General features: G+C 60.6%; 21 protein-coding genes and 2 pseudogenes. 8 read left to right on the forward strand and 15 right to left on the reverse strand.

Annotated features, from left to right (window positions below):
* Positions 1-6 precede the first annotated feature (6 nt).
* From ALC15_RS14110 to ALC15_RS14130, 5 genes are all read right to left on the reverse strand, one after another.
* Entirely contained in the window at positions 7-936 is a 930-nt protein-coding gene (locus ALC15_RS14110; protein ID WP_050627729.1) for a DUF2950 domain-containing protein, read from the reverse strand.
* Positions 933-2,606 (reverse strand): DUF3300 domain-containing protein, encoded by a 1,674-nt coding sequence (locus tag ALC15_RS14115; protein ID WP_050627787.1) that lies wholly within the window; start codon positions 2,604-2,606, stop codon positions 933-935. Before ALC15_RS14115 ends, ALC15_RS14110 begins: the two co-directional genes overlap by 4 nt.
* Positions 2,607-2,735: 129 nt before the next feature.
* A complete protein-coding gene (locus tag ALC15_RS14120; protein ID WP_050627730.1) occupies positions 2,736-3,143 on the reverse strand; it encodes a hypothetical protein in 408 nt (135 codons plus the stop codon).
* A gap of 25 nt (positions 3,144-3,168) precedes the next feature.
* Positions 3,169-4,401, reverse strand: coding sequence for an HlyD family secretion protein (locus ALC15_RS14125; protein ID WP_050627731.1), 1,233 nt, complete (start codon positions 4,399-4,401; stop codon positions 3,169-3,171).
* Positions 4,394-4,807: a hypothetical protein gene (locus tag ALC15_RS14130; protein WP_050627732.1), complete on the reverse strand. Its 414-nt coding sequence runs from the start codon at positions 4,805-4,807 to the stop codon at positions 4,394-4,396. The genes ALC15_RS14125 and ALC15_RS14130 overlap by 8 nt, the downstream gene beginning before the upstream one ends.
* A 174-nt stretch (positions 4,808-4,981) precedes the next feature.
* Between ALC15_RS14130 and ALC15_RS14135 the strand changes: the two genes are divergently transcribed.
* Entirely contained in the window at positions 4,982-5,434 is a 453-nt protein-coding gene (locus tag ALC15_RS14135; protein ID WP_050627733.1) for a hypothetical protein, read from the forward strand.
* Between the two features lie 38 nt (positions 5,435-5,472).
* Positions 5,473-6,273 (forward strand): polyphosphate kinase 2, encoded by an 801-nt coding sequence (ppk2, locus tag ALC15_RS14140; protein ID WP_050627788.1) that lies wholly within the window; start codon positions 5,473-5,475, stop codon positions 6,271-6,273.
* Between the two features lie 50 nt (positions 6,274-6,323).
* On the opposite strand, the gene ALC15_RS14145 is transcribed toward ppk2, so the two are convergent.
* The 5 genes and pseudogenes from ALC15_RS14145 to ALC15_RS14165 form a co-directional block, all read right to left on the reverse strand.
* Positions 6,324-6,758, reverse strand: coding sequence for a hypothetical protein (locus ALC15_RS14145; RefSeq protein WP_050627734.1), 435 nt, complete (start codon positions 6,756-6,758; stop codon positions 6,324-6,326).
* A gap of 29 nt (positions 6,759-6,787) precedes the next feature.
* Positions 6,788-8,488 carry an aspartate:alanine exchanger family transporter gene (locus tag ALC15_RS14150; RefSeq protein ID WP_050627735.1) on the reverse strand — a complete coding sequence of 567 codons (1,701 nt, stop codon included), beginning with the start codon at positions 8,486-8,488 and terminating at the stop codon, positions 6,788-6,790.
* A gap of 11 nt (positions 8,489-8,499) precedes the next feature.
* Positions 8,500-11,252, reverse strand: a pseudogene (locus tag ALC15_RS14155) (decarboxylase).
* Between the two features lie 161 nt (positions 11,253-11,413).
* Positions 11,414-13,123 (reverse strand): SulP family inorganic anion transporter, encoded by a 1,710-nt coding sequence (locus tag ALC15_RS14160; RefSeq protein WP_050627736.1) that lies wholly within the window; start codon positions 13,121-13,123, stop codon positions 11,414-11,416.
* Entirely contained in the window at positions 13,116-13,802 is a 687-nt protein-coding gene (locus ALC15_RS14165) for a YoaK family protein (RefSeq protein WP_050627737.1), read from the reverse strand. Before ALC15_RS14165 ends, ALC15_RS14160 begins: the two co-directional genes overlap by 8 nt.
* Before the next feature lie 132 nt (positions 13,803-13,934).
* Between ALC15_RS14165 and ALC15_RS14170 the strand changes: the two are divergent.
* The 3 genes and pseudogenes from ALC15_RS14170 to ALC15_RS14180 all read left to right on the forward strand — a co-directional run bounded on the left by ALC15_RS14170 (position 13,935) and on the right by ALC15_RS14180 (position 17,140).
* Positions 13,935-15,622, forward strand: a pseudogene (locus tag ALC15_RS14170) (aspartate:alanine exchanger family transporter).
* 11 nt (positions 15,623-15,633) lie between these two features.
* Positions 15,634-16,527 carry an alpha/beta hydrolase family protein gene (locus ALC15_RS14175; protein ID WP_050627738.1) on the forward strand — a complete coding sequence of 298 codons (894 nt, stop codon included), beginning with the start codon at positions 15,634-15,636 and terminating at the stop codon, positions 16,525-16,527.
* An 85-nt stretch (positions 16,528-16,612) separates the two neighbouring features.
* Positions 16,613-17,140 (forward strand): invasion associated locus B family protein, encoded by a 528-nt coding sequence (locus ALC15_RS14180; protein WP_050627739.1) that lies wholly within the window; start codon positions 16,613-16,615, stop codon positions 17,138-17,140.
* Positions 17,141-17,153: 13 nt separating this feature from the next.
* Here ALC15_RS14180 and ALC15_RS14185 read toward each other — a convergent pair whose 3' ends face one another.
* Together ALC15_RS14185 and ALC15_RS14190 are read right to left on the reverse strand one after the other, a co-directional pair.
* Positions 17,154-17,816 (reverse strand): helix-turn-helix domain-containing protein, encoded by a 663-nt coding sequence (locus ALC15_RS14185; RefSeq protein WP_050627789.1) that lies wholly within the window; start codon positions 17,814-17,816, stop codon positions 17,154-17,156.
* Positions 17,817-17,931: 115 nt separating this feature from the next.
* The gene (locus ALC15_RS14190; RefSeq protein WP_050627740.1) at positions 17,932-18,279 is read right to left on the reverse strand and encodes a hypothetical protein; all 348 of its coding nucleotides are present in this window, start codon (positions 18,277-18,279) and stop codon (positions 17,932-17,934) included.
* Positions 18,280-18,404: 125 nt separating this feature from the next.
* Between ALC15_RS14190 and murJ the strand changes: the two genes are divergently transcribed.
* The 3 genes from murJ (at position 18,405) to ALC15_RS14205 (ending at position 21,600) form a co-directional block, all read left to right on the forward strand.
* Positions 18,405-20,135 (forward strand): murein biosynthesis integral membrane protein MurJ, encoded by a 1,731-nt coding sequence (murJ, locus tag ALC15_RS14195; RefSeq protein ID WP_244486074.1) that lies wholly within the window; start codon positions 18,405-18,407, stop codon positions 20,133-20,135.
* 156 nt (positions 20,136-20,291) lie between these two features.
* Positions 20,292-20,945: a CoA transferase subunit A gene (locus ALC15_RS14200; protein WP_050627741.1), complete on the forward strand. Its 654-nt coding sequence runs from the start codon at positions 20,292-20,294 to the stop codon at positions 20,943-20,945.
* 4 nt (positions 20,946-20,949) lie between these two features.
* Positions 20,950-21,600: a 3-oxoacid CoA-transferase subunit B gene (locus ALC15_RS14205; protein ID WP_050627742.1), complete on the forward strand. Its 651-nt coding sequence runs from the start codon at positions 20,950-20,952 to the stop codon at positions 21,598-21,600.
* 115 nt (positions 21,601-21,715) lie between these two features.
* Here the strand turns inward: ALC15_RS14205 and fabI are convergent, their stop codons facing one another.
* Genes fabI through ALC15_RS14220 form a run of 3 tightly spaced genes read right to left on the reverse strand, consistent with a single transcriptional unit; the run spans position 21,716 to position 24,683 of the window.
* Positions 21,716-22,504, reverse strand: coding sequence for an enoyl-ACP reductase FabI (gene fabI / locus ALC15_RS14210; protein ID WP_050627743.1), 789 nt, complete (start codon positions 22,502-22,504; stop codon positions 21,716-21,718).
* Complete coding sequence (locus ALC15_RS14215; RefSeq protein ID WP_050627790.1) at positions 22,501-23,715, reverse strand: acetate/propionate family kinase; 1,215 nt, start codon at positions 23,713-23,715, stop codon at positions 22,501-22,503. The genes fabI and ALC15_RS14215 overlap by 4 nt, the downstream gene beginning before the upstream one ends.
* A 5-nt stretch (positions 23,716-23,720) precedes the next feature.
* Entirely contained in the window at positions 23,721-24,683 is a 963-nt protein-coding gene (locus ALC15_RS14220; RefSeq protein ID WP_050627744.1) for a phosphate acetyltransferase, read from the reverse strand.
* Position 24,684: the final 1 nt, after the last annotated feature.

The raw sequence follows: 24,684 nt of genomic DNA on the forward strand, positions 1-24,684 counted from the left end.
CTTCCGTCAAGGATTGCTTGGATCGACCTTCCTCCAGGTGTGATCCGGGTCGAAGAGGATCATGCGCTTGCCGACGAAATCGGTGCGTGAACCGAGATCCTTCTGATAGACCGCACCGGCATGGCTCACCAGGAAGGTCATGACGCCGGAGTTGCCGTATTCGGCGGGATAGGCGACCAATGCGAAGCCGCCGATCATCTTGCCTTTCACCACATAATTGAGCGCCCCGCCGGGAGCGTCCGATCCCTGCGCCTTCAGGATCCGATAATAGTAGCCGTGGTAAGGCGCGCTTTGCTCTCCAGCCTTGTAGCCTTCGATAGCAGCCCGGGCTGCAAACTCGCCGAGTGGACTTGGGTTATTGTCGTCGCGCCAAAACAAGCCATCCGTCTTGCCGGGACTGCTGACGATACGCTGAGCATAAGCTCCTATTCCCTGACCGCGATCCCTGTCGGCGTATTCTCTTTGAGCATCGACATAGGCAAGGCAGGTCTGGATCGCGTCAAGTTCATTGCGCCCGATCCGACGATAGAGAACTTCGCGACGGCCTGCCGCAGCGTCGAAGCTCCAGCCATCGCGGCCATTGACGATCGGGATTGGGAACGGGAAGTCGTCCTTGCCGAGGATCAGCGTGGCCTTCTTGTGCTGATCAGCCTTGATCGTATGCGCGGCGTCGTAAGCAGTCAAGAAACGCTGCCGCGCGTCGGCGTCGGCGACGTCGTCGCCGGACTCGATAATATCAGCGGCATCACGCCCCAATACCCTTAACATAGCCCTGCTTGTGCCCAATTTGACGGCCGTCGCCAGAGCCGCCGCCGCTTCCTCCGGGCTCGCGAAGCCTTGTTGGGCTCGCACGGGCGACAACAGGGCGAGTGCCGTTGCCGCCGCAATGCTGACGAAAGCAAGACGGTTCAGTCGGAACTGCGAGCGGCCTGTCATCGCGATGACTCCGAGGGGGATGGAAGCTTTGCGCCGGCAGAAAGCCAGTCGTCATAGCTGCGGAACTTAAGGCCGAGCTTGTCGTAGTAGACCCTCAGATAACCGTCGGCGCCGCGCGTCACAGCCGCCGGCATGATCTGCTCGACCTCCTGCGCCATTACGCCGACATACGCTTTGCTGCTGCCGAGATAACTGAAGCGGTAATAGCCGAGGCCGTTGGCGAGATGCCCAAGCAGTTCGATATCGTGCTTGAGCGCAATGTCCGATCGCCGACCACCCCCGCCGCCGCCACGGAAGCCGCCACCTCCGCCTCCGCCGCGGAAACCACCGCCGCCGTAGCCTCCGCCACCGCGGGCAGCAAAGTTGGCACCGCCGCTCCGTCCAGCGAGGCTCACCTGCCCGCGCGCGGACTGCAGAGCGGCTGCGCGCCCCGAAGAGACGTTACCGAGCGCTCCGTCGCGCCGTCCATTGCCGCCTCCACCGCGCGAGGCATTGCGGCTGCGGTCGCTCGTCCTGGCGCGATCGCCGCCGCCCTTGGCCTTGTTGCCAGCACCCGCGCGGTCGCCACCCTTGCCACGATCGGCGGCCCCTGCACGGTCGCCCCCCTTGGCGCGATCACCCGCACGATCTCCGCCACGATCGCCTGCACGATCCCCCGCCCGATCCGCTGCGCGATCTCCACCTGGACGATCAGTCCCCGGGCGATCGCCGCTGGGCTTGAGAACCTGCTGACCATCGCGACCGCGGTAGTTCATTCGATCGCCGGCACCGGCCCGATCATTGTTGCCGCCGAAGCGCTGCTGGACATTGCTGTTGTTGTATCGGACGCCCTGGCGATGCGCAGGATTGTGTTGCCAGCCATTGCCGGCATTGTTGATCTTGTTGAAATGGTTCACATAGACGTTGCGATTTCCCCAGTTGCAGCCGCCGCCCCAGTAATTGCCCCAGCGTCCGATCGCCCACCCGGTCCCGAAGGCGAGGCCGGCGGCGATCACGCCGGCGCCGATGTAGGACGGATAGCCGAAGTAATAGGGCGGGTAGTCTGCATAGGGCCAAGCGCCATAGACCGTCGCGGGATCATAATACGGCACGTAGACCGTGTTCGGATCGGTCTGCTCGATCACGATCACCTGCTTGCTCTCCTGGGTCTGGACGCTGACCTTCTGCTGCTTGGTAGTCACCAGCTTGTTGTTGGCCTGTGCCTTGCTGCGAAGCCGCTGGATCGCATCCATGACGTCCGCCTGCTGGGCCAGCACCGCATCGCCCAGGCTCTTGGTCCAATCGATCTTATCGCTCATCATCGAGAGCACGTCCGATGTGCTGGTGAGCGCTCTCACGCTTTCGTCCCAGGCCTGCCTGTCGACTTCCGCCTTGAGCGCGTCCCCTTTGAGGTTCTTGCGCGCGTTCAGCCAGCGGTCGGCCTGGACGACCTCGAGCGGATAAGTCGAAGCCGCCAGGACGTTGGCGAGCAAAGTGTCAGGGTAGAGCGCAATCGGAGCGACCAGCGCTTCGAGCTGCTCGGGCTTCAGCAATTGGTCGGCCTGTGACGGCGTCCCCGATTGCGGCTGACTGGATGCGGCTGGAGGGTTACCGCCGGTCTGCGCTGTTGCGGCAACCGCCGTCGTCGCCATGAGGACGATCGCGAGCAGAACCCGGCCCAAATGGATCATCGCATCCTCCATCGACATCAATGCCCGTTAACATCAGTCCTGCCAGTCGAGAATCGTTGATCGAGATCAAGGGAAGCGGCACGCGGCGTGTCCGCTTTGGGCACACTCGATTGCCGACAGTCGCTACCGTCAGATTTGGCAGCGGTGATAAGTCACCTCCATTCCATCGATGCCAGGGAACTGCCTCACGATGGTCGTTTCATCCACGGTCTTGATGAAAAACTGAATATTGGACGTCATGACGCCCGACGCGCAGCCAACGACCATATTGATCGTCTGACCGTCCTCTTTCCGCGACTTGATTGCACAAGTCTCGAACTTTCCCCTCAGGCGACTTGGTTCCGCGATGAAGCCGCCACCATAGATTCCCGAAAAGTTTGCGAACGCGACCTGGCTTGCTCGACCTTTGCGCGCGAATACCTTGCTGCATTGATCAGCGCTCGTGGCCCAAGCACCCGTCAGGTCATATGCTTGCGCGCAATCGCCGGAGGCCACGAGCACGGCAACAATCGCGCATATCCTGCCATACGGCTTCATCCGATGTCTCCTCAATGTCACTGTCTCAGTGACCGCTAAGAACCAGCGTCTTGATCGGGAGCAGCAACGCCTGAATCCGCAGCAGCAAAGCATGCACGAGTCCGACTCCATCGACCACATGCAGCGCAATGGCTCGGCCCGTACTCGTATCTTTCGACGTTATGGTCTCATGGTTGCTGGTATAGGCGTTGACGATACAGCTGCTGCCAGGTGTCACCCCGTCCAGACCGCCCTTGTAAAGCGGCTCCAGGAGCGCGAGAATTGTACCCGGCTTCACAGCATTCTGCGCTTCGAGCAACTGATCTCCGCCGCGAAACTGTCCGGCGGCGATATAGTCCTGAACGGATGTCACCACCATTGGGATGATGACCCATGGCTTTGAGATGCAGGTGGCTTCGGCCACCATGCCGTCCTTGATGACTTGAGCCTCGATCTGGCCAAATCCAGCTTGCAACTTTTCTTGACCGGCTCCTTCCGGAATAAGCACGCCCGCCGGACGCATCAGCTGGTTCACTACGTCGCCCACTCGGAGTACGAACTGCTCGACCCGGCCGTCGACGCCGGCTCGCACAACGGTCTTGTCGAGATCGACCTGCGACTGGTCGAGCGCGGCCTGCGCACTTGCCTTTTCAGCCGGAAGCAACGTTGAAACCCGCAGATCAGCGGATTGCCTTGAGGCGGCCGCGGCATCGACGCCGGCCTGCCGCTGGTTTACCAGCACCTGCAGCTTCTCGATGTCGCGCTGCGGCACGATTCCCGGGTTGCGGCGCTGCAGCTCGCTTTTGACGTCGAGCTCGTCCCTTGCCTGCTGCAGATTGCTCTTCGCTTCCTGGACCTGCGCCTCGGCCTTCACGACGTCCGCCTCGGCCGCGATCAGTGATGCATCGACCTCAGCGATCTTTCGCTTGGCGGTTTCGAGCGCTGCGTGTTGCTTCGAGCTGTCCAGCCTGAACAGCACGTCGCCCTTTTTCACCGGCTGGCTGAAGCCGATATCAACTTCCGCAACTCGGCCAGAGCCTTCCGGAAGGATCGGCACGGTGCGAAAATAGAGCGTCGCATTGGTGGTCGCCGGATGGAAATAGAAGATCAAAGTGATCAGGGAGACGGTCAGCATCAGGCAGCCAGTGATCCCCCACCTGAGCTCATACCAGACGGAGTAGAACGTGATCTCTTTGCCGAATCGCTTGCCCTGCACATAGCGGCGAAAGAGATAGTCGGGCAGGATCGTCACGAGGGAGCAAATGATGATCTCAAGCATTGTGATGCTCCCTCAGCACAGGTTCGGCCTTTGACGGGTCCAAGACCGCCTCACCGTTTACCCGCCCCGTTTCATCGCCGGAATCCCGATCGGCAATCTTTTCTACCGAATCGGCGATGCTTCGCAGCGGCGTGCCAAAATCGGGAATATCGATCAGGGCCAATAGAAGACCTGCCACCCAGAAGGCGTGAATGTGCGTAAACAGCGAGATTAGGCCGAGCACCGCGACGATCTCGAACTGCAGCTTCTGCGACTTGTGCGCCATACGCTCAGGCAGGCTGTGCAGACGCCAGTAGAGGGTACCGACCCAAAACACCGCACCGACCAAAAAGAGGCCCATCACCACCATGAGCGTGTCAACCTCGCTTCCGGAGGCCAGATAGAACGGCAAATGGTGCGGTGCCATCGGGTGAAGCTGTTCGCTCAATGATCTCTCCCAGGACGGGAGGCCCCGCATGCGCAGGACCCCGGCGGCACTGTGAGCAGCCCGGTCGGACCGACGCTTGATTTGAATCAAGGGAATGCGCCCTGTCCGACCTAGCCTTGGCGCGAGCAAGGATATCCCCAGGAGCGACGAGCCATGGCCCAACTTGACGATCTGATCCCGAGTGCAACGCAAATCCGCAAGGAGGCCGCCCTCAAGGAGGCTGAAAAGGTCGACGAATACGCCCGGCTTGCAGCGGCCGCTGAAGCCGAAAAGAGGGCTCTGATCGAGCGTCTCAGCAAGCCGTCCGGCAAGACGGAAGAGGAAAAGATCCAGCTGGCGGCGAACATCATCCAGCGCGCGGTCCGGAACGGGCTGACTGAAGTTGAGGTATATCGCTTTCCCAATTCGCTCTGCACCGACAAGGGACGTGCGATCAATCAACGCGAGGCGGGCTGGGAGAAAACATTGACTGGCATCCCCAAGGAAATTTTTCAGCTCTGGTCCGACTACCTCAAGCCGCGCGGCTATCGCATCGGCTATCAGGTGATCGACTTCTCGAGCGGCGTGCCAGGAGATATCGGTATCACGATTTCCTGGGGCGACTGATCTGCCTATCATCACAACCGGATATGGAAGAGGCCGGCATGGCAAAGGATGGCGCCCGGGCGACGATGAAACGAAAACCTTACGAAAAGGAGCTGGAGAAGCTGCAGGTCGAACTCTGCCAACTTCAGGAATGGGTCAGGGCGAGCGGAGCCCGTGTCATCATCCTGTTTGAAGGTCGGGACGCGGCAGGCAAAGGCGGGACGATCAAGGCAATGACGGAGAAAGTCAGCCCGCGGGTATTTCGCGTAACCGCCCTTCCCGCCCCGTCCGACCGCGAGAAGACGCAGCTATTTCTGCAGCGCTACATGCAGCATTTTCCGGCCGCAGGCGAAATCGTGATCTTCGATCGAAGCTGGTACAATCGCGCCGGCGTCGAGTTTGTAATGGGATTCTGCACGCCAGCGGAGCATCATCGTTTCCTGTCCCTCTGCCCGGAGATCGAGAAGTACATCGTTGAGGGCGGTATCATCCTGATCAAGCTCTGGCTTGAAGTCGGAATGGACGAGCAGGAGCGCCGCTTCAACGCGCGTATCGACGATCCCCTGCGGCAATGGAAGCTGAGCCCGATGGATTTGGAATCCTACCGTCGCTGGTACGACTATTCACGGGCGCGCGACCTCATGTTCAAGGCGACCAATGTAAAACACGCGCCATGGACCATCATTCGTTCCGACGACAAGCGGCGCGCACGATTGAATTGCATCTCCCATATCCTGAAAGCAATTCCCTACAAACGGATCAAGAAGGACAAGGTCAAGCTGCCGAAGCGGTCCGACAAAGGGCGCTACAATGATCAGGCCAGCTTGCGCGGAATGAGCTTTGTAGCTCAGCAATATTGACCAGAAGAGGGCCGCAAATCGGCGGCCCTGCTCCTGAGATTGCTTCCGAACTATTTCAGACGGATCGTCACCCCGCCAACGGCCGCTGACAGCTCGGCGCCGACTTTCGGTCCGCTGAGCTGGAGAATCACACCATTGGCGTTCTGCAGCTGGACACCCCCAGCACCAGCCGCAAGCGCACCACCGGCGCCCGCAGCACCGTAGCTTCCCTCGATCGATCCCGGCCCCCGCAGATTGATGGCTCTGCCCACAAGCTTCGTGGTGGAAGCGCCGATCGTGAAGCCTACGCTCATGCCGGAAACGGTGAAGGGATAATGCTTGCCTCTGAGGGTCAGCACGCCCTCGCCGCCGCCAACTCCGACAATCAGGCCGCCTTTGGTGAAGATCACGGCAACATGACCGGTCTCTGCTCGGGCCGCGGTGCTAAAAGCTGCAAGACCCGTGAGCAGCATCACGAGAACTGTACGTCTGGCAATTTTTCCCATTTCCGTTTCCCTCGATCAATAATCTTGGACTATTGCGCCAATAGCATCGCGAAGTAGCCGAACACAGTGAGCAGGATACCCGAGACGGCGTAGCCGACAGGAAAACCAATCCAGGGCACCGAGCTCTGGATTTCGACCGCAGCCTCCCGGCAAGGGCCGGAATGCGACCGCGCCCCAGCCACGCCGCCCATCAGTACAGCCGGGTTGATCTTGAAGATGTGATAGCCGATCGCCCAGACGATAAACGGCGGCACCGTGCAGGCGATGAAGCCCGCAACAAATATCTTCAGCGCGACCGCGCCCGTGAGTTGCGCGAGCAGCCCGGCACCGGCATTGACGCCGACGATCGCCACAAAGACAACGAGGCCGAGATCCTCCAGCACGTTGCGCGCCGCATTCGGCGTGTTGCCGAAAAAGCGTAGCCTTGACACGATCGAGGAGACGATCACTCCCGATAGCAGCAGGCCGCCGGCATTGCCGAGCCCAACCTTCGCGCCGAAGGCCGGAAATTCGATCATGCCGATCAGGAACCCGACAATCATGCCCACGGCGAGCGTCAGCAGGTCGGTCGACGTATTCGTCCGCGCGATACGTCCCCACATCTCCCCGAGCTCATTGACGGCCGACTTCAGTCCGACCACCGAGACGATATCCATCCGTTGCAACTCGGTCTTCAAACCAGCGGGGATTTGCACGCCTCCCCGCTCAACCTTGGTGACCTGCAATTGACCCGCAATCGCTTCGCCGCGGAAAGACTCGAAGGTCCGTCCGACAACATCCTTGTTGGTAACCAGGATATCGGCCTGGTCCATCGGGATGCCGAGAGCCTTGGGATCCGCGACCTCGGGGCCAATCAGGCCCATCTTTTCCGTGAGATGCTCGGTCGAGCCGCCGAGCGCGATGATGTCACCCTTCTGCAGCACGAAGTCAGGATCGGCGCCCTGTGGCTCACCGCCGCGCGAGACGTTGACGATTCGATATTCTGGATTGCTCTTGCGGAAGCCGGCGATGGTTACGCCAAACTGCGCCGGATTTTCCAGGCGATACGCGCGCAGACCGAACTGGCGAAAGCCGGTGAGACCGCCGCCCTCGAGGTCTTTGACTCCGAATTCCCGCTCGTACTGCTTGGCCGCGGCCCTGGCATCGACGCCCCACCAGCGTGGTAGATATTTGCAGATCAGGATGATTCCGACGGTACCCCAGATGTAGGTGATGCCATAGGACAATGCGATCATGCCCGACGCATCCTCGGGCTTCATGCCCGCGGGCAGCTTGACCACGCCCGAGGTGATAGCCTGTTCGGCTGAACCGATCGCGGCCGACATCGTCTGCGAGCCCGCCAGCATGCCGCCGGCCGCGCCGATCGGAAGCGCGAACAGCTTCGCAAACACGACGACAAGAGCGAGCCCCAGCACGCTCGACACCACGGCGAGGATGCAAAACTTGAGACCATCCCCCTTCAGGCTGTTGATGAAGGAGGGGCCGACGCGCAGACCGACGCCGTACATGAACAGATAGTAGAACAAGCTTTTGGCGAAGTTGTTGAGCTCGAGCTTCACGCCGTAGGTTGAGGCCCACACCGAGAGGCCCGCACCGACCACGATGGCGCCCGCAACCATGCCGAGCCCGTAGCCCTTTATGCTGGCCCTGCCGATCCACACTGCCAGACCGACGACGAAGAACAGCAGCAGATATGGATTCTGCTGCAGAAACGTGAATAGGCCCTGCATGTTCGCCCCCTCTAGGATGCGGCCTTCAGCTTCGGAGCAGCCGCAGGCCTGGGCTTGCCGATCTTTGCCAAGGCTTCGGTGCGAACGAGCTTCAACCCTTCCTTGGCGTCATAGCCGTGGATCTCCTTCACATCGAGCTTGCGCATGAAGTCGATGGTTTCCTGAGTAATCACCTGACCGGGCACCATGATCGGAAAACCCGGTGGATACGGAATGACGAAATTGGCGGAGACGAGCTCAGGACCCGCCTTCAGACGACGATCAATTTCGGGATCGGAGAGGCGGATGAACTCGCAACCCACGGCATCATACGCAGCATAGAAGCCAGTCCGGATGTCACCCTCATTGGTCTTCGACCCGGCGTCGCCTCGGAAGCTTGGATGGAAATGCGAGAAGTTGGGCAGGTTGGGCACATCCTGCATCAGACTCTTCACCCGCGTCTCGGAGGTCTTTTTGGCGTTCGCACCGCCCTGCGCCAGGCCGCGATCGACTTCGCTGGCGATTTCAGACAGCACGCGTATCAAGTGCGCGACGTCGCTGCGGGTGTTGTTGATGTTCGATTGCAGCAGCACGGAGTTGCGCGACGTCTTGTTGACCTGGATGCCGTACTGGCTCGCCAGAATCCCCTTGAACTGCGTCCCGTCAAAGCCTGCGGTACCGCAGACTAGGGTCATCCGGGTCGGATCGAGGCAGAACTCATCATCCTGCAGGCTCTTCAGCGCTAATGCCCAATTGGCGCCGGGCGCGAGATAGTCGACAAACCCAGTTTGCCGATAGGCAACCGGCACCATTGCCGACGCATCAAGTATGCGGAAGTATTTCGAGATCAGCGGGTTGTTGTTAACTGCCTGCCGGATCGCGAGCGCGATCTCCATCGCATTCGCCACGAGGCCATACCCTTCCAACTCCATCTGCCGGCGGGCGACATCGAGGCTGGCGATGAGCTGCTGATTTGGGCTGGTCGAGGCATGCGTGAAGACAGCCTCCTTGAACTGCTGCTCAACCGTGTGAAATTCGACATCCTTGACGAACAGCATCGAACCCTGCCGGATCGCCGACATCGATTTGTGAGTCGAGTTGGTCTGATAGACGCGCAGCCGGATTTGCCTGGGGTCCGGGATCAGGCGGGTCTTGAGCAGCAGGTCATCGGAGGGATTCTTGCCGAGTTCAGCTCGCTGCTTCTCATAGCTCGCAATCGACTTCGGATCGTGTATCCACGCTTCGATGTCGTTAGCGGCGCCCATCGCAGTGCGAGGACGAAGAAATGGCGAGAAGCGTGCAAAGCCGAACCAAGCCTCGTCCCACAGGAAAATCAGATCCGGCTTGATCGCGAGGCATTCCTCCATCACCCGACGAGTGTTGTAGATGTGGCCGTCGAAGGTGCAATTGGTGAGGTCTACCATCTTCACCCGGTCGAGCCGGCCGTCGGCCCTGGCATTCAACAGCGCCTGCTTAATGGTCTTTAGCGGGACTGCGCCATACATCGAGTATTCCGTCATCGGAAACGCCTCGACATAAAGCGGCTGGGCACCGGCCAGAACCATCCCGTAGTGATGCGACTTGTGGCAGTTCCGGTCCACGATCGCGATGTCTCCCGGCGACAACAGCGCCTGGACCGCCATCTTGTTCGAGGTCGACGTACCATTGGTGACAAAGAAGACCCGATCGGCGCCGAACGCCCGCGCCGCCTTGTCTTGGGCGCTCTTGATGTTGCCGGTCGGCTCCAGAAGCTGTCGAGGCCTCCCGTGGTCGCGCTACTCTCCGCCAGGAACAGGTTCGGGCCATAGAATTCGCCCATGTCGCGAATCCAGTCTGACTTGAAGATAGATTTGCCCCGGGCGATCGGCAGTGCATGGAAAGTGCCGATCGGACGCTGCGCGTATTTCTTGAGATTATCGAAAAACGGAGTGTCGTAACGATCCTGAATACCCTCAAGGATCGAAAGATGCAGTTCCAGAATCTCCTCCACCGAATAGAAGATACGACGAGCCACATTGGCTTCCGGATTGCCAGCCATCTCCTCGACGTCGCGATTAGACATGAGGTAGATGTCGAGCTCGGGACGGATCCGCTTGAGGATCTGTGCGAGCTTCAGCGCCGAAACATCGGACGCCTCGTGTTCGCCCATCGCGTTCGTGAAGCTGCGCAGAATCGGCGCATTGTGACGCGATCGCAATGCAAAGCCTTCGTTGATCACGACAGCCGCCAGATCGGCATTGAGCAGCGCCGCGCAGAACGCATCTTCGAGACTACCAACGATGACCGGCTCATAGACAAAGGCATCGATCGGGCGCCGCAGGTTCCGCCATTCTGTCGCAAGCGCCGGCCAGTTATTCGACGGCACGCCGGTGACGATCAGTGTTTCGAAGTAGGGACGATGCGCTTCCTTGTGTCCGAAGGTCGGCGGCAACAAGTCAGGGATATCGCCGTTGCCCTCGTCATGCAGATTCCAGTCCCCGGCATGCTGACGAAAAGATTTCGTCGTCAAGGCCTGTGCAATCCTCGTGGCGAGTGAAACTGAGGTCGCGGCGTCACCGGCCGAAGCCGCTTCCCGCAACGCGGACATCAACTGGAGGCCCGGATAGCCGTGGAATTCCTCTGTCACCGATAATTCGGCGAGCGCCGCATCGTACCCTGTGCGATTCTGATCGCGCGCCCACGCCTTCGCGGCTTCCACCAGGTCACGCCAACTATCCGCTCTTGCTCCAGGGCCGGAGAAGAACTGATCGATGCGCTTTTGTGCAGGAATTGCGTCCTTGGACATGGGTGTCTCCCGATCTTCTGGGCCTTGCCAGCGATGATGGCCGATCCTGAAGTGGCCCCGAAGCCCACCATTGATCCAAATCAACAGTCGTGCAGGAGATACAGGTGAACGAATTTTGTCCCGCCCGCACTTCCATGGCGATGCAAAATGACGACTGGACGTTAGCGAGATGTCTGATCGGAATTAGATTGAACGCTGCCAAGAACGCCGTCGAGCGTGCGCAGCCATTGGCTGCTGTCGATCTTTTCGGCCAAGCCTTCCGCCCGAAGGAGGTCACGCAACTGGGCGTGCGCACCGACAATCGACAACGATATCCGACGAGAGACGAGCTCGTCGTAGAGATCGTGCAACATTCGCGTGCCGGCCAGATCGATGTAGGGTGATGCTGACAGGTCGCAGATCACCAGGCGAATGTCTGGCGAGTTGCGGACTGCGCTCAAGACGGTCTCGAGAACCCCTTCGGCATTGATATAGAGGAGCGACGCTTCGGGACGGACGGCGATAACGCCGGCCAGCGGTTCGACTCCCTCATGCCGGGCGCGATCGGAATAGCGACCGCTTCCGGGCAAGCGGCCGAGGAACGCGACGTTAGGATTCGACGCTCGCGCCAGCAACAGGAAGATCGACGCAATCGACGCCAGTAGGACGCCTTGCAGGATGCCAAGAAGCAAGACCGCAATCAGCGCAATCGATGCGGCATAGAAATCAATCCGGCTGATCCGCCACATCCGCAGCAGCGCACGAATGTCCACCAGTCTATAGACTGCGGCAAAAACAATCGCCGCGAGCACTGCCTTGGGCAAGTTGGTCAGCAGCCCTGCAAAAAACAGCAAGCACAGCGCGAGCGTCAGTGAGCAGACGATGAGCGCCAGTGGAGTTCGCGCGCCCGCGCTATCATTGACGGCGGATTGAGAAAGGCCGCCCGCGACCGGATAGCCATGACCGAAAGCCGTGGTCAGATTTGCGAACCCCAGGCCCAAAAATTCCTGCCGGACGTCAAGGCCATAGCCGTGCTTGGCAGCAAAGCTTCTGGCTGCCGAGACGCCTTCGATATACGCGAGCAGGACGCAGCCCGCCGCGAGCGGAAACAGATCGTCGAACTCGAGAAGGCCAAACGTCGGCCAACCCAATGCAGGCAGTCCTTCCGGAATTCTTCCGGTGACCGGAACTCCAAGCGACGAAAGACCCAAGAGGGTCGCTAGGGCAATGGACAGGGCCACGACGGCGATGCCGACCGGCTTCCCCGGTAAGAGCCGTTCGCCAAGCAAGAGGAGCAACAACGCGACCGCGCCAACCGCCAGCACCGACAGGTTGATGTCACCGAACTGACCGGCGAGCTTCACGATGCGATCGAAGAAATTATGACCGCCACCGGCAACGCCGAGAAGGCCCGGCAGCTGGCTCATCATGATGGTTAGCCCGGCACCGGCCTTGAAGCCGACCAGAATGCTGTCGCTGACGAGCCGGACCAGAACGCTCAATTTGAACAGCCATGCCACGAAGCACAACACAGCCACAGCACAGGCCGAGAGGCTGGCAATTTGCGCGTATAGGACGGCGTCCCCGCCAGCGAGCGCGCCGACTGTCGCGGCGATCATCAAGGAGATCGCGGAAGTCGGACCGACGGCGAGCTGCCGCGACGTGCCAAACGCGGCGTAGCCGAGCCCGCCAAGCATGTAGCCATAGATGCCGACTTGTGGAGCCAGACCAGCCATCGCCGCGTAAGCGAGCGAAACCGGAATTGCATAGGCAGCCAGCGTCACACCGGCGATCGCATCCGACGCGAGCCACTCGCGACGGTAGGCGCCAAGCCAAGTCCCGAACGGAAGAAACCGCGTCCAGTTCGCGCGCGGCTCGGATCGTTCATTCATTTCTGCAACTCGAACGCCTGGCTTCACAACGCAGCAGCACAACCAACAGAGCTGTGACGGGTATCCCCAACGTCAGATCGGGAATCATCCTGGTTGCGAAGGCACCGGCCGCGGCACCTAGACCGAACAGAACGCAGACCGCAGCAAAAATGCCTGAGCGGCGCACAGATGCGGACGGATCTGCTCGCGAGACGACCGCGTAGACGTTCTCGATCGCCTGGCGCAGGTTACCGGTGATCATCACCGTGCTGTAGGACGCTCCTTCGATCTTGGTAAACATGGCTGCCTGGATTGCCGCAACGAAGGAGACGCCCAGGGTGCCGGCGATATCCGGCATACGATTGTGAAGGATGCCAATGGCGATCAGCACGACGAGCTCCATCAACGTAGCGATCGCCCTCGCCCGTCCACTGGACGCCCCCCGAAGCAACGACGCAATTGCGACGCCAGCTGCAAAGGCCAGCATCGGCGGGACAAACTCTATTGCCCTGGTCCATTCGCCTGCGGTCCCATAGACCCAGAGAAAGATCAGGTTCGCCGTCTGTGCATTGGCCATCACACCATGAACCACCCAAGTATAGGCGTCGATATAACCGCCGACAAACGCAAGCAGGAGTGCGACTAGCACCGTTTCTTCGCCTCGTAGCGGTGGGCGAACGGCAATATCGAATGAGCTCATGCCCACGACTTCGCTGACTTGGCTTCGGCTCAGGGAAGATGCTCAGGCCAGGAAAGCGTTGATCTGAATCAAGCCTTGGGCGGACCTTGAAGAATTATATCCTTCAAAGATCACGCCCCGGGGATAGCGATTATGGAGACCGTCAGGTGGATCATCTCCACGGCCCCTGAAATCTTTCTGCTCCTGGCCGTCGCCATCGGCACTGTCCTGGGCCGGATCAAGATACACGGCTTTTCGATCGGGACCACCGCGTGTGTCCTCATCGTGGCGGTTCTGATCGGGCAGCTGGGCAACTTCGCGTTCCCACCAGTATTGCGAACGATCCTGTTCAGCTTGTTCGTGTTCACGATCGGCTACAAGTCGGGACCGGAATTCTTTGCATCGTTGAGTATCCGTACTTTGGCCCAGGTTGCCATGGCGCTCGTACTCGGGGGTACAGGACTCCTGGTCGTACTCGTCTTCGCTTCCGCCTTCGGGCTCGGTCCGGGCACCGCCTCGGGGCTCGCCGCCGGCGCGCTGACCCAATCCTCTGTAATCGGCACGGCGTCAGGCGCGCTCGCGCAGCTCGGGCTGCCGAAGGCCTTGCTTGAGCAGCAGGAGGCGAACATCGCAGCCGGGTATGCCGTGACGTACGTGCTTGGCTATATCCTGACGCTCATCTACGTCCCGTTCATCGCGCCGAAACTGATGGGGATCAACCTCAAGGACGAGGCGAAGAAGCTCGAGATCGAGCTTTCGGGTGGTGAACCGCCAAAGACCGAGAACCTGCACTACCGGAAATTCCAGGCACGCGCTTATCGCGTCTCGGTGTCCACGGGTCGCACGGTCAAGGCGATCGAGGAGGAGATCGGCGGCCGGACCGTGATTGAACGCATCGTCCGTGAGGGACGCGATATTGAGCCTCATCTCGACACCGTTCTCGAAGCTGGCGATGACATCGTGATCGCGGGCCCAACGGCGGCCATCGTTCGCGCGCGCCCGGCGATCGGTACCGAGATTGATGCCGACGAGATCCTGAAGCTATGCCGGGCAACGTGATCGACGTCCTGGTCGATAGCCGAAAGCTGCACGGCCGCTCGGTACAAGACGTTGCGAACCGCGTTGGGACTGACGCGCGCGGCGTATTTTTGCGCGCACTGACACGAATGGGGCGTGACGTTCCATTGAGTGCGGACACCCGCATCTATGTCGGGGACGTCATGACGCTGGTCGGGACGAGCCACAACATCGAACGCGCTGCAGCGCAGGTTGGACAAATTCTCCGCTCCAGCGACCGCACCGACATTTCCTTCCTCGCGGCCGGCATCGCCGTCGGGCTGCTTGCGGGCCTTGTCAGCCTGAAGATCGGGGGAATCGCGCTGACACTGGGTGGCGGCGGCGGCGCGCTGGTCGCCGGGCTCGTTTGCGGATGGCTGCGTTCCCGCCGACCGACCATCGGCGCAATGCCGCCCGCTGCGCAGCAAACACTGAGCGATCTTGGCCTCGGCGGCTTCATCGCTGCTATCGGCCTCGGCAACGGACACGCGGCCTGGCTGGCAATTCAAACGCAGGGTGGACTGCTGGTCGGGATGGGCTTCGTGGTCACCCTGGTGCCGCTCATGGTCGCAACACTGTTCGCTCGCCACGTGCTCCGCATGAACCCGGTCGTTACCTGCGGTGCACTGGCGGGGGCAATGACCGTCGATGCTGCGGTGACGGGTGTCTGCGAGGTCGCCGAGAGCCAGACGCCGGTGCTAGGCGTGGCCGTGCCCTACGCGGTGGGGAACGTGTTGTTGACCGTGCTCGGTCCGATCATCGTCGCGGCTACGTCTGCCGGCTGAGGGAGGCTGGGATGCGGCTCAACTGCTCGATCCAATGGCGAACGGCAGCGGCCCTGCTCTTGCTCAGCTGCTTCATTGTGCCGGCACGAGCCGCGGAAGAATCCCCGCCACGACGCATCCAGGAAGAAATCTGGGCGCTGCCTTTGCCACTCCCGATGTTCGCCTATCTCGTCCGGCCGGTCGGCGAAGGTCCCTTCCCGCTGGCGATCATGAATCACGGCGTGTCGCTCAATCCGGCCGAGCGCAGCTTCTTTCCGCTGGTGGAGTTCCGAGACGCCGCAAAATGGTTCGCCCGGCAAGGCTATCTCGTGGTCGCGCCCGTCGGCACTGGATATGGCGCCTCCGCGATCGACATCCCCGAGCGCGGCCTCTATGGCCCGTTCTTCTCGAAGGTCGGCAAATGCAGCAATCCCAATTTCCACGACGCGGGGCTCGCCGTCGCGCAGGTCGATCTCTGGATCATCGATTACATGGTGGCCGAGAAGCGTGTTCTTCCCCAGAATGTCATCGTTATCGGCCAGTCGGCCGGTGGCTGGGCTTCGATCGCGCTGTCCAGCCTGAACCCTCCGCAGGTGAAGGCTATCATCACCTTCGCCGCGGGTCGTGGAGGCCGCGTCGGCGGCAAGCCAAACAACAATTGCGCGCCGGACAAGCTCGTTGAGGCCACGGCTGATTTCGGTCGAACTTCACGCATTCCAATGCTGTGGATCTACATCGAGAACGACACGTTCTTTGGTCCTGCTCTGTCCAAGCAAATGCATAACGCGTTCACCGCGGCGGGCGGCAAGGCCGAATATCACCTGATGCCGCCGTTCGGCGATGAAGGGCACTTCTTCATCGGCTCGCCGGATTCGATCCCGATCTGGTCGCCACTGGTGAGGAAATTCCTTGATGCGCCCAAGTAGCAGACGCGGGACGTCGGCATTCAGGAGAACTCGCATGACACCATCGGCCTACAAAACAACACCACGTTGGCTTCGGCGGAGCACGGTGGCTGCACTCCTGTCCCTCTTGACGGTTCTCGATTCCACATGTGCTCCGGCCGAGATCAGTCCTCGCGGGCAACGTACGGCAACCGACATCAAATATGGCGCCTGGCAGAAGCTTTGCTTCAAGGCCGCAGGCGCCCCGATGCTTTGCAGGACCTCGATCAAGGGCACATACGAGACGGGGCAAACCGCAGTCCGGATCGATCTGATCAAGCGCGAGGGCGACCGCGCGGCACGGATCCAGGTGTTCGTACCTGTCGGCATGTATTTGCGCATCCCCGCCAAGCTGCAGGTTGACGAGGAAAAGCCCAGCGTGATCCCCTATAGCTGGTGTTTAACTAACGGGTGCATTGCGGCCGACGTCGCAAGCCCGCGATTTGTCAAGGACATGGAGAAGGGAACGACGTTGACGCTGGAGGTCGTCGATCCCAACTTGCTGTCTCTCAGGACGTCACTGCCGCTCGCACAATTCGCCGCCGCCCACAACGGAGCGCCGGCGCGGACGATCGAGCAGGACATAGACGAATAGGCCGATGGCGACTTCAGCTGTCCAGTTCCGCTAGTCGAATCCGGTCCAGCAGCACGACCTCCCGTTGTGTCTGCCCATCAAATCGCAACATGTGCTCATCGCGCAGCGACGAAAGCGCGCGCGATACCGTTTCCAGTGTCAGTCCAAGGTAGTCGGCGATGTCGCGCCGTCCCATCGGCAGAACCATCACGTTCGGATGAGCCAGCCGCTCATCCATCTCCAAAAGGAATGCGGCGACCTTTTCGAGCGCCGTCTTCCTGCCGAGCAGAAGCATGTGATTTTCGGCGTGCTGCAGATTCCGGGTAACAAGGTCGACCAGGTTGGTCTCCGTCTCGCGCCTTTTCATCACGTCGACGAGGCTGTGCCTTCTCGTAATTCGAACTTCAGTTTCAACGACCGCGTCGGCGCTGAAGCGGTGTGCGCGTCCGTTCTCGAGCCCGAAGATGTCGCCCGGCAGATGAAACGAGTTGATCTGCCTGCGGCCATCCGAGAGCAACTTGTAGGTTCGGATTGCACCAGAGATGACTTGGTAGGCGTATTCCGCTGGCTCTCCCTCGCCGAAGACCTCCGCGCCCCTGCGATACCGGAATTCGCTACATGCCACCTGATCCCCGGCAAGGGTGGCCAAGGGGCCGTCAATCGATCTGCGGGTCAGTGCATTGGTTCTTACCAGCATCGTCGCACTCCCTTTAACCTGGGCCGATGCTAAGCGGACGGCGGAGGGGCGCATTTGATTCAGGACAAACGGCTGGAACCGGGTTTGCCGACCCCGTAAAACTACGGAGCCCCCCCTACCTGGCCCGCCGAGGCGGCGGTGGCGGCGGCGGAAGCTCACGCTGCCAAATCGTTCCGTTGTCGAATTGGATCGTGAAGCCATCGGGCGTGTAGACAGCACTCATATTGTAGGCGTCGATCCAAATTCGGCTGCCAGGGTAAAACCAATCCGGCCAGGCGCGCGACGCCACTCCGGCTTCAGTCACCAGGTTGAGTTCCGGCCCGTTCTGCGTGATATGAGCGAACATGCCGCCTCGGCAGGACTGGACGCATTGGTAAGTGCCGGTCAGATCAACGGTTTGGGCGGCCGCGCCCGTCGCCACGAGGGAAGCGACGACGCCAATGATCAATTGCACGCGTTTCATGTCTCAGTACCTTTCAATAGGATCGAACCGGTTCAGCGGACCGCCAACCATCTGCCCTGCATTCGCCGCGCTCTTGATCTGCATCAACCGATTTGAAGCAATGCCGGGCGAGAGGATGACAAACGGTGTCGTCCAATTCTCTCGATCTCCTCAGGCCGGGCATCCATTTGGAAGGACAACAGCACAGCCAGCGCCAAACGCGCGTCATCGGTATCGCATCCATGATTTGGGGCGCCTCCATCCTCCTCAGCCGCGTGATGGGGCTCGTCCGCGAGCAAATCATCGGCCGCACGCTGGGTGCGAGCAGGCAAGCCGATCTCTATTTTGCCAGCTTCACGTTACCCGACTTTCTGAACTACCTGCTGGCTGCGGGCGCGCTATCGATCGTATTCATTCCGATCTTTGTCGCGCACCTTCAGCGTGGAGATAACGCCCGCGCCTGGACTTCCTTCAGCATCATCGCAAACTTCATTGTGCTGATCTGCATGTTTGGGATCGCGGTTTTAATGATATTTGCTCGCCCTCTGGCCGCACTGGTGGCGCCGGGCATTGTCGATCCGAGCGAATTCGATACGCTCGTTCGTCTTACGCGTATCGTCCTGCCGGCCCAGCTTTTCCACATCGTGGGGGGTCTGCTTTCGGCTGCCCTGATGGCTCAGAATCTTCATACGTTGCCGGCTCTGGCGCCGCTTGTCTATTCGGCCGGCATCATCGCCGGAGGACTCGTCGGCATCGTCTATCCCGATCTGGGCGCCGAGGGATTCGCTTGGGGCGTCCTGATCGGCTCGATCGCCGGCCCTTTTGCCATGCCACTCTACGGATGCATCAAGAGCGAAATGCGCTGGCTGCCGCTGCTGCCAGTCAAAGATCCTGATCTCAGACGCTATCTCTGGCTGTCGGTTCCGATCATGATCGGATTTTCGATCGTGATCGTGGACGAATGGATCGTCAAGAACCAAGCCTCATATCTCGCGGCGGGAAACCTTGCCCATCTGCAATATGGACGGACCTTGATGAAGGTCCCGATCGGGATGTTCGGGATGGCGCTCGGCGTCGCTTCGTATCCGACCATCAGCGAGTTGGTTACCACCGGCGCCGTCGTGAGGGCTTATGCATTGCTGTGCCGCGCGATGCGGCTGATGCTGCTGCTGACATTTGCGGCACAGGTGTGCCTGACAGTCGCCGGTTTCGAAGCCGTCTACCTGATCTGGGGACTGGCCGCTCATCGCTTCAGCCTCGCAGATGCGCAGGATACCGCGACAGTGATGGCCTTTCTCTGCATCGGCCTCAGCGGGTGGGCTGCGCAAACGCTGATCAGTCGCGGCTTCTATGCGCTCGGCAGTACGTGGCTGCCGACGCTGGTCGGCACGGCGATCGCGATTTTGATGACACCGGCCTATGTCATGTTACGAGAGCGCGGTGGCGCCATCGGCCTGGCGATCGCGAGTTCGGCGGCCATCGTACTCTACGTCATGGTACTCGGCTGGCTGCAGCGGCGACGTTTCGAAAGGGAGGCGGCGATCCGGGGCACGGCGCTCGATGAATCAGAAGGAATGCTCCGAGTCACGCTCCTCCTGGCGGTAGCAGCCGTCATTGCGATCGGCCTCGGCCTACTCGCCCGCTTCGAATTGCTGCTTTGGCTCCCGGGCGTCGATGCAGGGACCGTGCTGGCCCGCGCGACCATCCTCTGCACAACCAGCTTATGCGTCTACATTGCGACGATATGGCTGTTTCGGGTGCATGAGCTCGAGGAGATTCAGGCGCTGCTTTGGCGGACATTTCGTCCGAAACACACCACCGGCGCTCCTGCAACTGACGAAGATCAAGCTCAGGCCGGTCAGCGTCAAACAAATTGAGACCCCTGTTCCAGTTCGCGCGAGATCCGACCGGTCGAGAGCTCTTGCGTCCTCCGACCAACGGTCGCGGACAAGATCGAGAGGCTTGATGCAAATCAATAGAGTCCGCTTTAACTTCGACAACATCCGCTCACGCATTTGACCGGAGTTGGGGTCATGACGCCGATTTCCCTTGAAGAAGCCGTCGCGATGATCCCGAACGGCGCCAGCATCATGGTCGGCGGCTTTATGGGTGTCGGAACGCCGGCTCGCCTGCTCAACGAAATCGTTCGTCAAGGCAAGCATGAACTGACGATCATCAGCAACGATGCGGCAACACCTGGCACAGGCGTCGGCAAACTATTCGATGCCGCGCTGGTATCTCGCCTGATCGCTACTCACATCGGCTTGAACCCGAGCGCGCAGAAGCAGATGCTCGCCAAGCAGATCACCGCCGATCTCGTTCCACAGGGTACTTTCGCCGAACGTATTCGTGCGGGCGGTTGCGGCCTTGGAGGCGTACTCACGCCGACGGGCGTCGGCACTTTGGTGGCCGAGGGCAAGCGTCTGGTCGAGGTCGACGGCAAGTCATTCTTGCTCGAAGCCGCGTTACGCGCGCAATTTGCGCTCGTCCACGCATTCTTGGCCGACTACCTCGGCAATCTGTCCTATGCGCTAACTGCGCGCAATTTCAATCCGGTCATGGCCATGGCAGCCGACACCGTGATTGTGACCGCCGAGCATATCGTACCGGTCGGCGTGATTGCGCCTGATCATGTCATGACGCCGGCACCGCTGGTCGATTATCTGGTCACGAATCCAAGCGGGTGAAGTCATGGACGCACAGGAGATCATCGCACGTCGCGTGGCACGGGAGCTCCGACCTGGCAATCTGGTAAATCTCGGCATCGGAATTCCGACGCTGGTCGCCAACTATGTTTCGGCTGACCTCAAGGTCTTCTTTCAATCGGAGAACGGGCTGATCGGCACCGGACCGATCCCCGAGCAGGGGTTGGAACATCCCCTGCTCACCGATGCCGGCGGCCGGCCGATCAGTGCGCTTCCGGGCGCCAGTACGTTCGACAGCGCGATGTCCTTCGGCTTGATCCGCGGTGGGCACGTGGATGTCACCGTGCTGGGCGGCCTACAGGTCGACGGGCAAGGTCGCCTCGCGAACTGGATGATTCCCGGGAAGATGGTGCCGGGCATGGGCGGCGCCATGGATCTCGTTGCCGGCGCCAAGCGCGTCATAGTCGCCATGCAGCACGCCGCCAAGGGCAAGTCGAAGATCGTCGTAGAATGCAACCTGCCCGTGACGTCGGCGCGGCCGGTCGACCTTGTTGTGACCGACCTCGCAGTGATCGGCTTCGCCGATGGAAAAGCCACACTGCTGGAGACAGCTCCCGGCGTCAGCGTCGGGGAGATCATGGCTGTAACGGACGCGGAACTCGTCGTCCGCGAAAGCGTGCCCGAAATGAAGATTTGAAACAGGCGAAGCATGCCGATTTTCAACAGCTTCAACGGATGAAATCGGCCGTCGGCACCAGCAACGCTCCAGGCACGCGATGCCCGGCGGCAAGACAAACAACCAGGTCGCATCCTCAATCGATAATGTGATAGCCACCATCAATGTAAAGAACGCCGCCGGTGATCAGCTTGGCGCCGTCAAGCGCCAGGAACGCGGTGGCGTTGCCGACATCATCGATGCTGACGAGGCTGCGCGACGGCGCTTTCGATTGCGCCTTGTCCATCAGTTCATCGAACTCAGGTATTCCCGAAGCGGCGCGCGTGGCGAGCGGCCCGGGCGAGATGGCATGCACCCGAATTCCCTTCGGCCCAAGTTCGGCCGCGGCGTAGCGAACTGCCGATTCCAACGCCGCCTTCGCCACCCCCATGATGTTGTAGTTCTCGACGACCATCTGGCTGCCGTAATAGGTCATTGTGAACAGCGTGCCGCCATTCTTCATCAGCCGCTCGGCCAGATGCGCCATCCGCAGGAACGACCAGCATGAGACTTCCATGGTCTTGAGGAAGCCCTCACGGCCGACATCGACGACACGCCCGTGGAGCGCCTCCTTGGGTGCGAAGGCGATCGAATGCAGCAGGAAGTCGAGTTGCCCCCATTCCTTCGTGATGCGTTCGAAGACCTCCTCGATCTGGCCTTCGGTCATTACGTCCAGCGGCATGCAGATCGGTGCTTCGAGCGCTTGGGCAAGCGGCTCGACATGCTTTCTGGCGCGATCGTTGAGATAAGTGACAGCAAGTTCGGCGCCCAGCGCACGAAACGCCCTCGCACAGCCCCAGGCTATGGATTGATCGTTGGCGATGCCGACGATGAGCCCCTTCTTCCCCTTCAACGCGACCTTGGTCTCCGGATAGACGGGAATCATGACAACCTCGCTGGCTTGACGGTACTCGCTGGCGTGCTCTTGAGCAGCGATAAGGTATGCTGCGCGATCATCAACTCCTCGTCGGTCGGCAGGACGTAGACCGGGATCCGGCTATCAGATCGCGAGATGACCTGCGCGTTGCGGCCGTTTAGGTCTGGGTCCAACGTAGCGCCCAACCAGCCAAGCTGTTCGACCACGCGCCCGCGAATGTTGACGGCGTTCTCGCCGATGCCGGCAGTGAAGACGAAAGCGTCCAGACCCTGCATCGCGGCCGCGAGCATCCCGGCACTGAGGCCGATCCGATAGACAAAATAGTCGATCGCCAGCTTAGCCCTGGGATTCTCGCTTGCTTGCAGTTCGCGCATGTCGTTGCTGATGCCGGAAAGTCCCTTCAATCCGCAATCGCGATAGAGCAATTTCTGCACGTTGGACGCCGACATTCCCTTCTCTGAGATGAGATAAAGCACGACGCCAGGATCCAACTGACCGGGTCGCGTGCCCATCGGCAACCCGTCGAGCGCCGTGAAACCCATCGTGCTTTCGACGCTCCGTCCATCTTTGAGAGCACACATGGATGCGCCGCTGCCGAGATGAGCAACGATCACCCTGCGCGGGGCAATCTCGGGAGCAACCTGCCGGAGCGTCTTCGCAATATACTCATAGGACAAGCCGTGAAAGCCGTAGCGTCGCACACCCTCGGCGTGAAGCTGGTGCGGGATCGCGTAATGGTCGGCCACTGCAGCGTGTGTGCGATGAAAGGCCGTGTCGAAACACGCGACCTGGGGCAATGTGGGGAACTTGACGAGGATGGAGCGGATCGGCGCCAGATTATGCGGCTGATGCAGCGGCGCGAGGCCCATGAACCGCTCCAGCCGCGCGAGCACGCCGTGATCGATCAGCACCGGTCCCTCATATTCGGAGCCGCCGTGCACAACCCGATGTCCGACCGCAATCGGTTGAATCCGATGCTCGTCCCTGAGCCAGTCAGCGGCGATCGCCATGGCGGCGGGAACATCCGGCACCGCTTCTATCGGATAGGCCCGCTCCGCCAGACTTTCGCCAATGGCACCGCTCGCCCGCAACCGCGGACGGCTGCCGATGCCGTCCATCTGTCCCTTGATCTGCCGGCGAAGCCTCCCCTCCCCCTCGACCGAGAAGATCTGGAACTTGACGCTGGAGGAGCCAGCGTTGACCACAAGAATTGTGTCCATCGTGTTCACGCGGCAACGGTGGGAGCATGCTGTCGTCGTGCGTGAGCATAGAGCGATGCCACTGCGCACGAGGCCATGCGCGCCCGCGGCGTGTCCGCCCGCGACGTCAGCACCACCGGTACTCGCGCTCCGAGCACGATGCCCGCGCCGTCGGCCTTGGCGAAATACGCAAGATTCTTCGCAAGCATGTTCCCGGCTTCGAGGTCAGGAACGACCAGGATCTGAGCCTGCCCGGCTACTTCCGATTTGATGCCCTTGATCCGGGCAGCATCCGGATCGACGGCATTGTCGAAGGCAAGCGGCCCGTCAAGGAGACCGCCGGTTATCTGACCACGGTCGGCCATCTTGCAGAGGGCCGCCGCCTCGATCGTCGACGGGATCTTCGACGTCACCGTCTCGACCGCCGATAGGATCGCCACGCGCGGCAGCTTACCGAAGCCGGTTTGGGTGTAGAGGTCAATGGCGTTCTGGATGATATCGCGCTTGGCATCAAGATCAGGGAAGATGTTGATGGCCGCGTCGGTCACAAAGATCGTTTCAGCATAGGCCGGAACATCCATCACAAATACGTGGCTGATACGTCGTTCGGTACGCAGGCCACCGGACTTTGCCGTGATGGCACGCATGAGTTCATCGGTGTGAAGGCTGCCTTTCATCAGCATTTCGCCCTTGGCCGCGTGGATCAGCTCAACGCCCCTGGTGGCCGCGGCTTCGCCATCCTCCGCTTCGGCGATTTCGAATCCCGATATGTCGATATCGAACTTCCGCGCGATATCCGTGATCTTGCCCCGCGGTCCGACCAGGACCGGCTGGATAATGCCAGTTCGAGCACTCTCGAACGCTCCGCGTAGGGAAGTCTCGTCGCAGGGATACACCACAACCGTCGGGACTGGCGGCACGGCCCTCGCTGCCGCGATGAGACGATCGTATTTGCTGGGAGACTCCGCCTGCCTTTTCTCGGTCGACATC

The organism is Bradyrhizobium viridifuturi, from assembly GCF_001238275.1.
Classification (GTDB): Bacteria; Pseudomonadota; Alphaproteobacteria; order Rhizobiales; family Xanthobacteraceae; genus Bradyrhizobium; species Bradyrhizobium viridifuturi.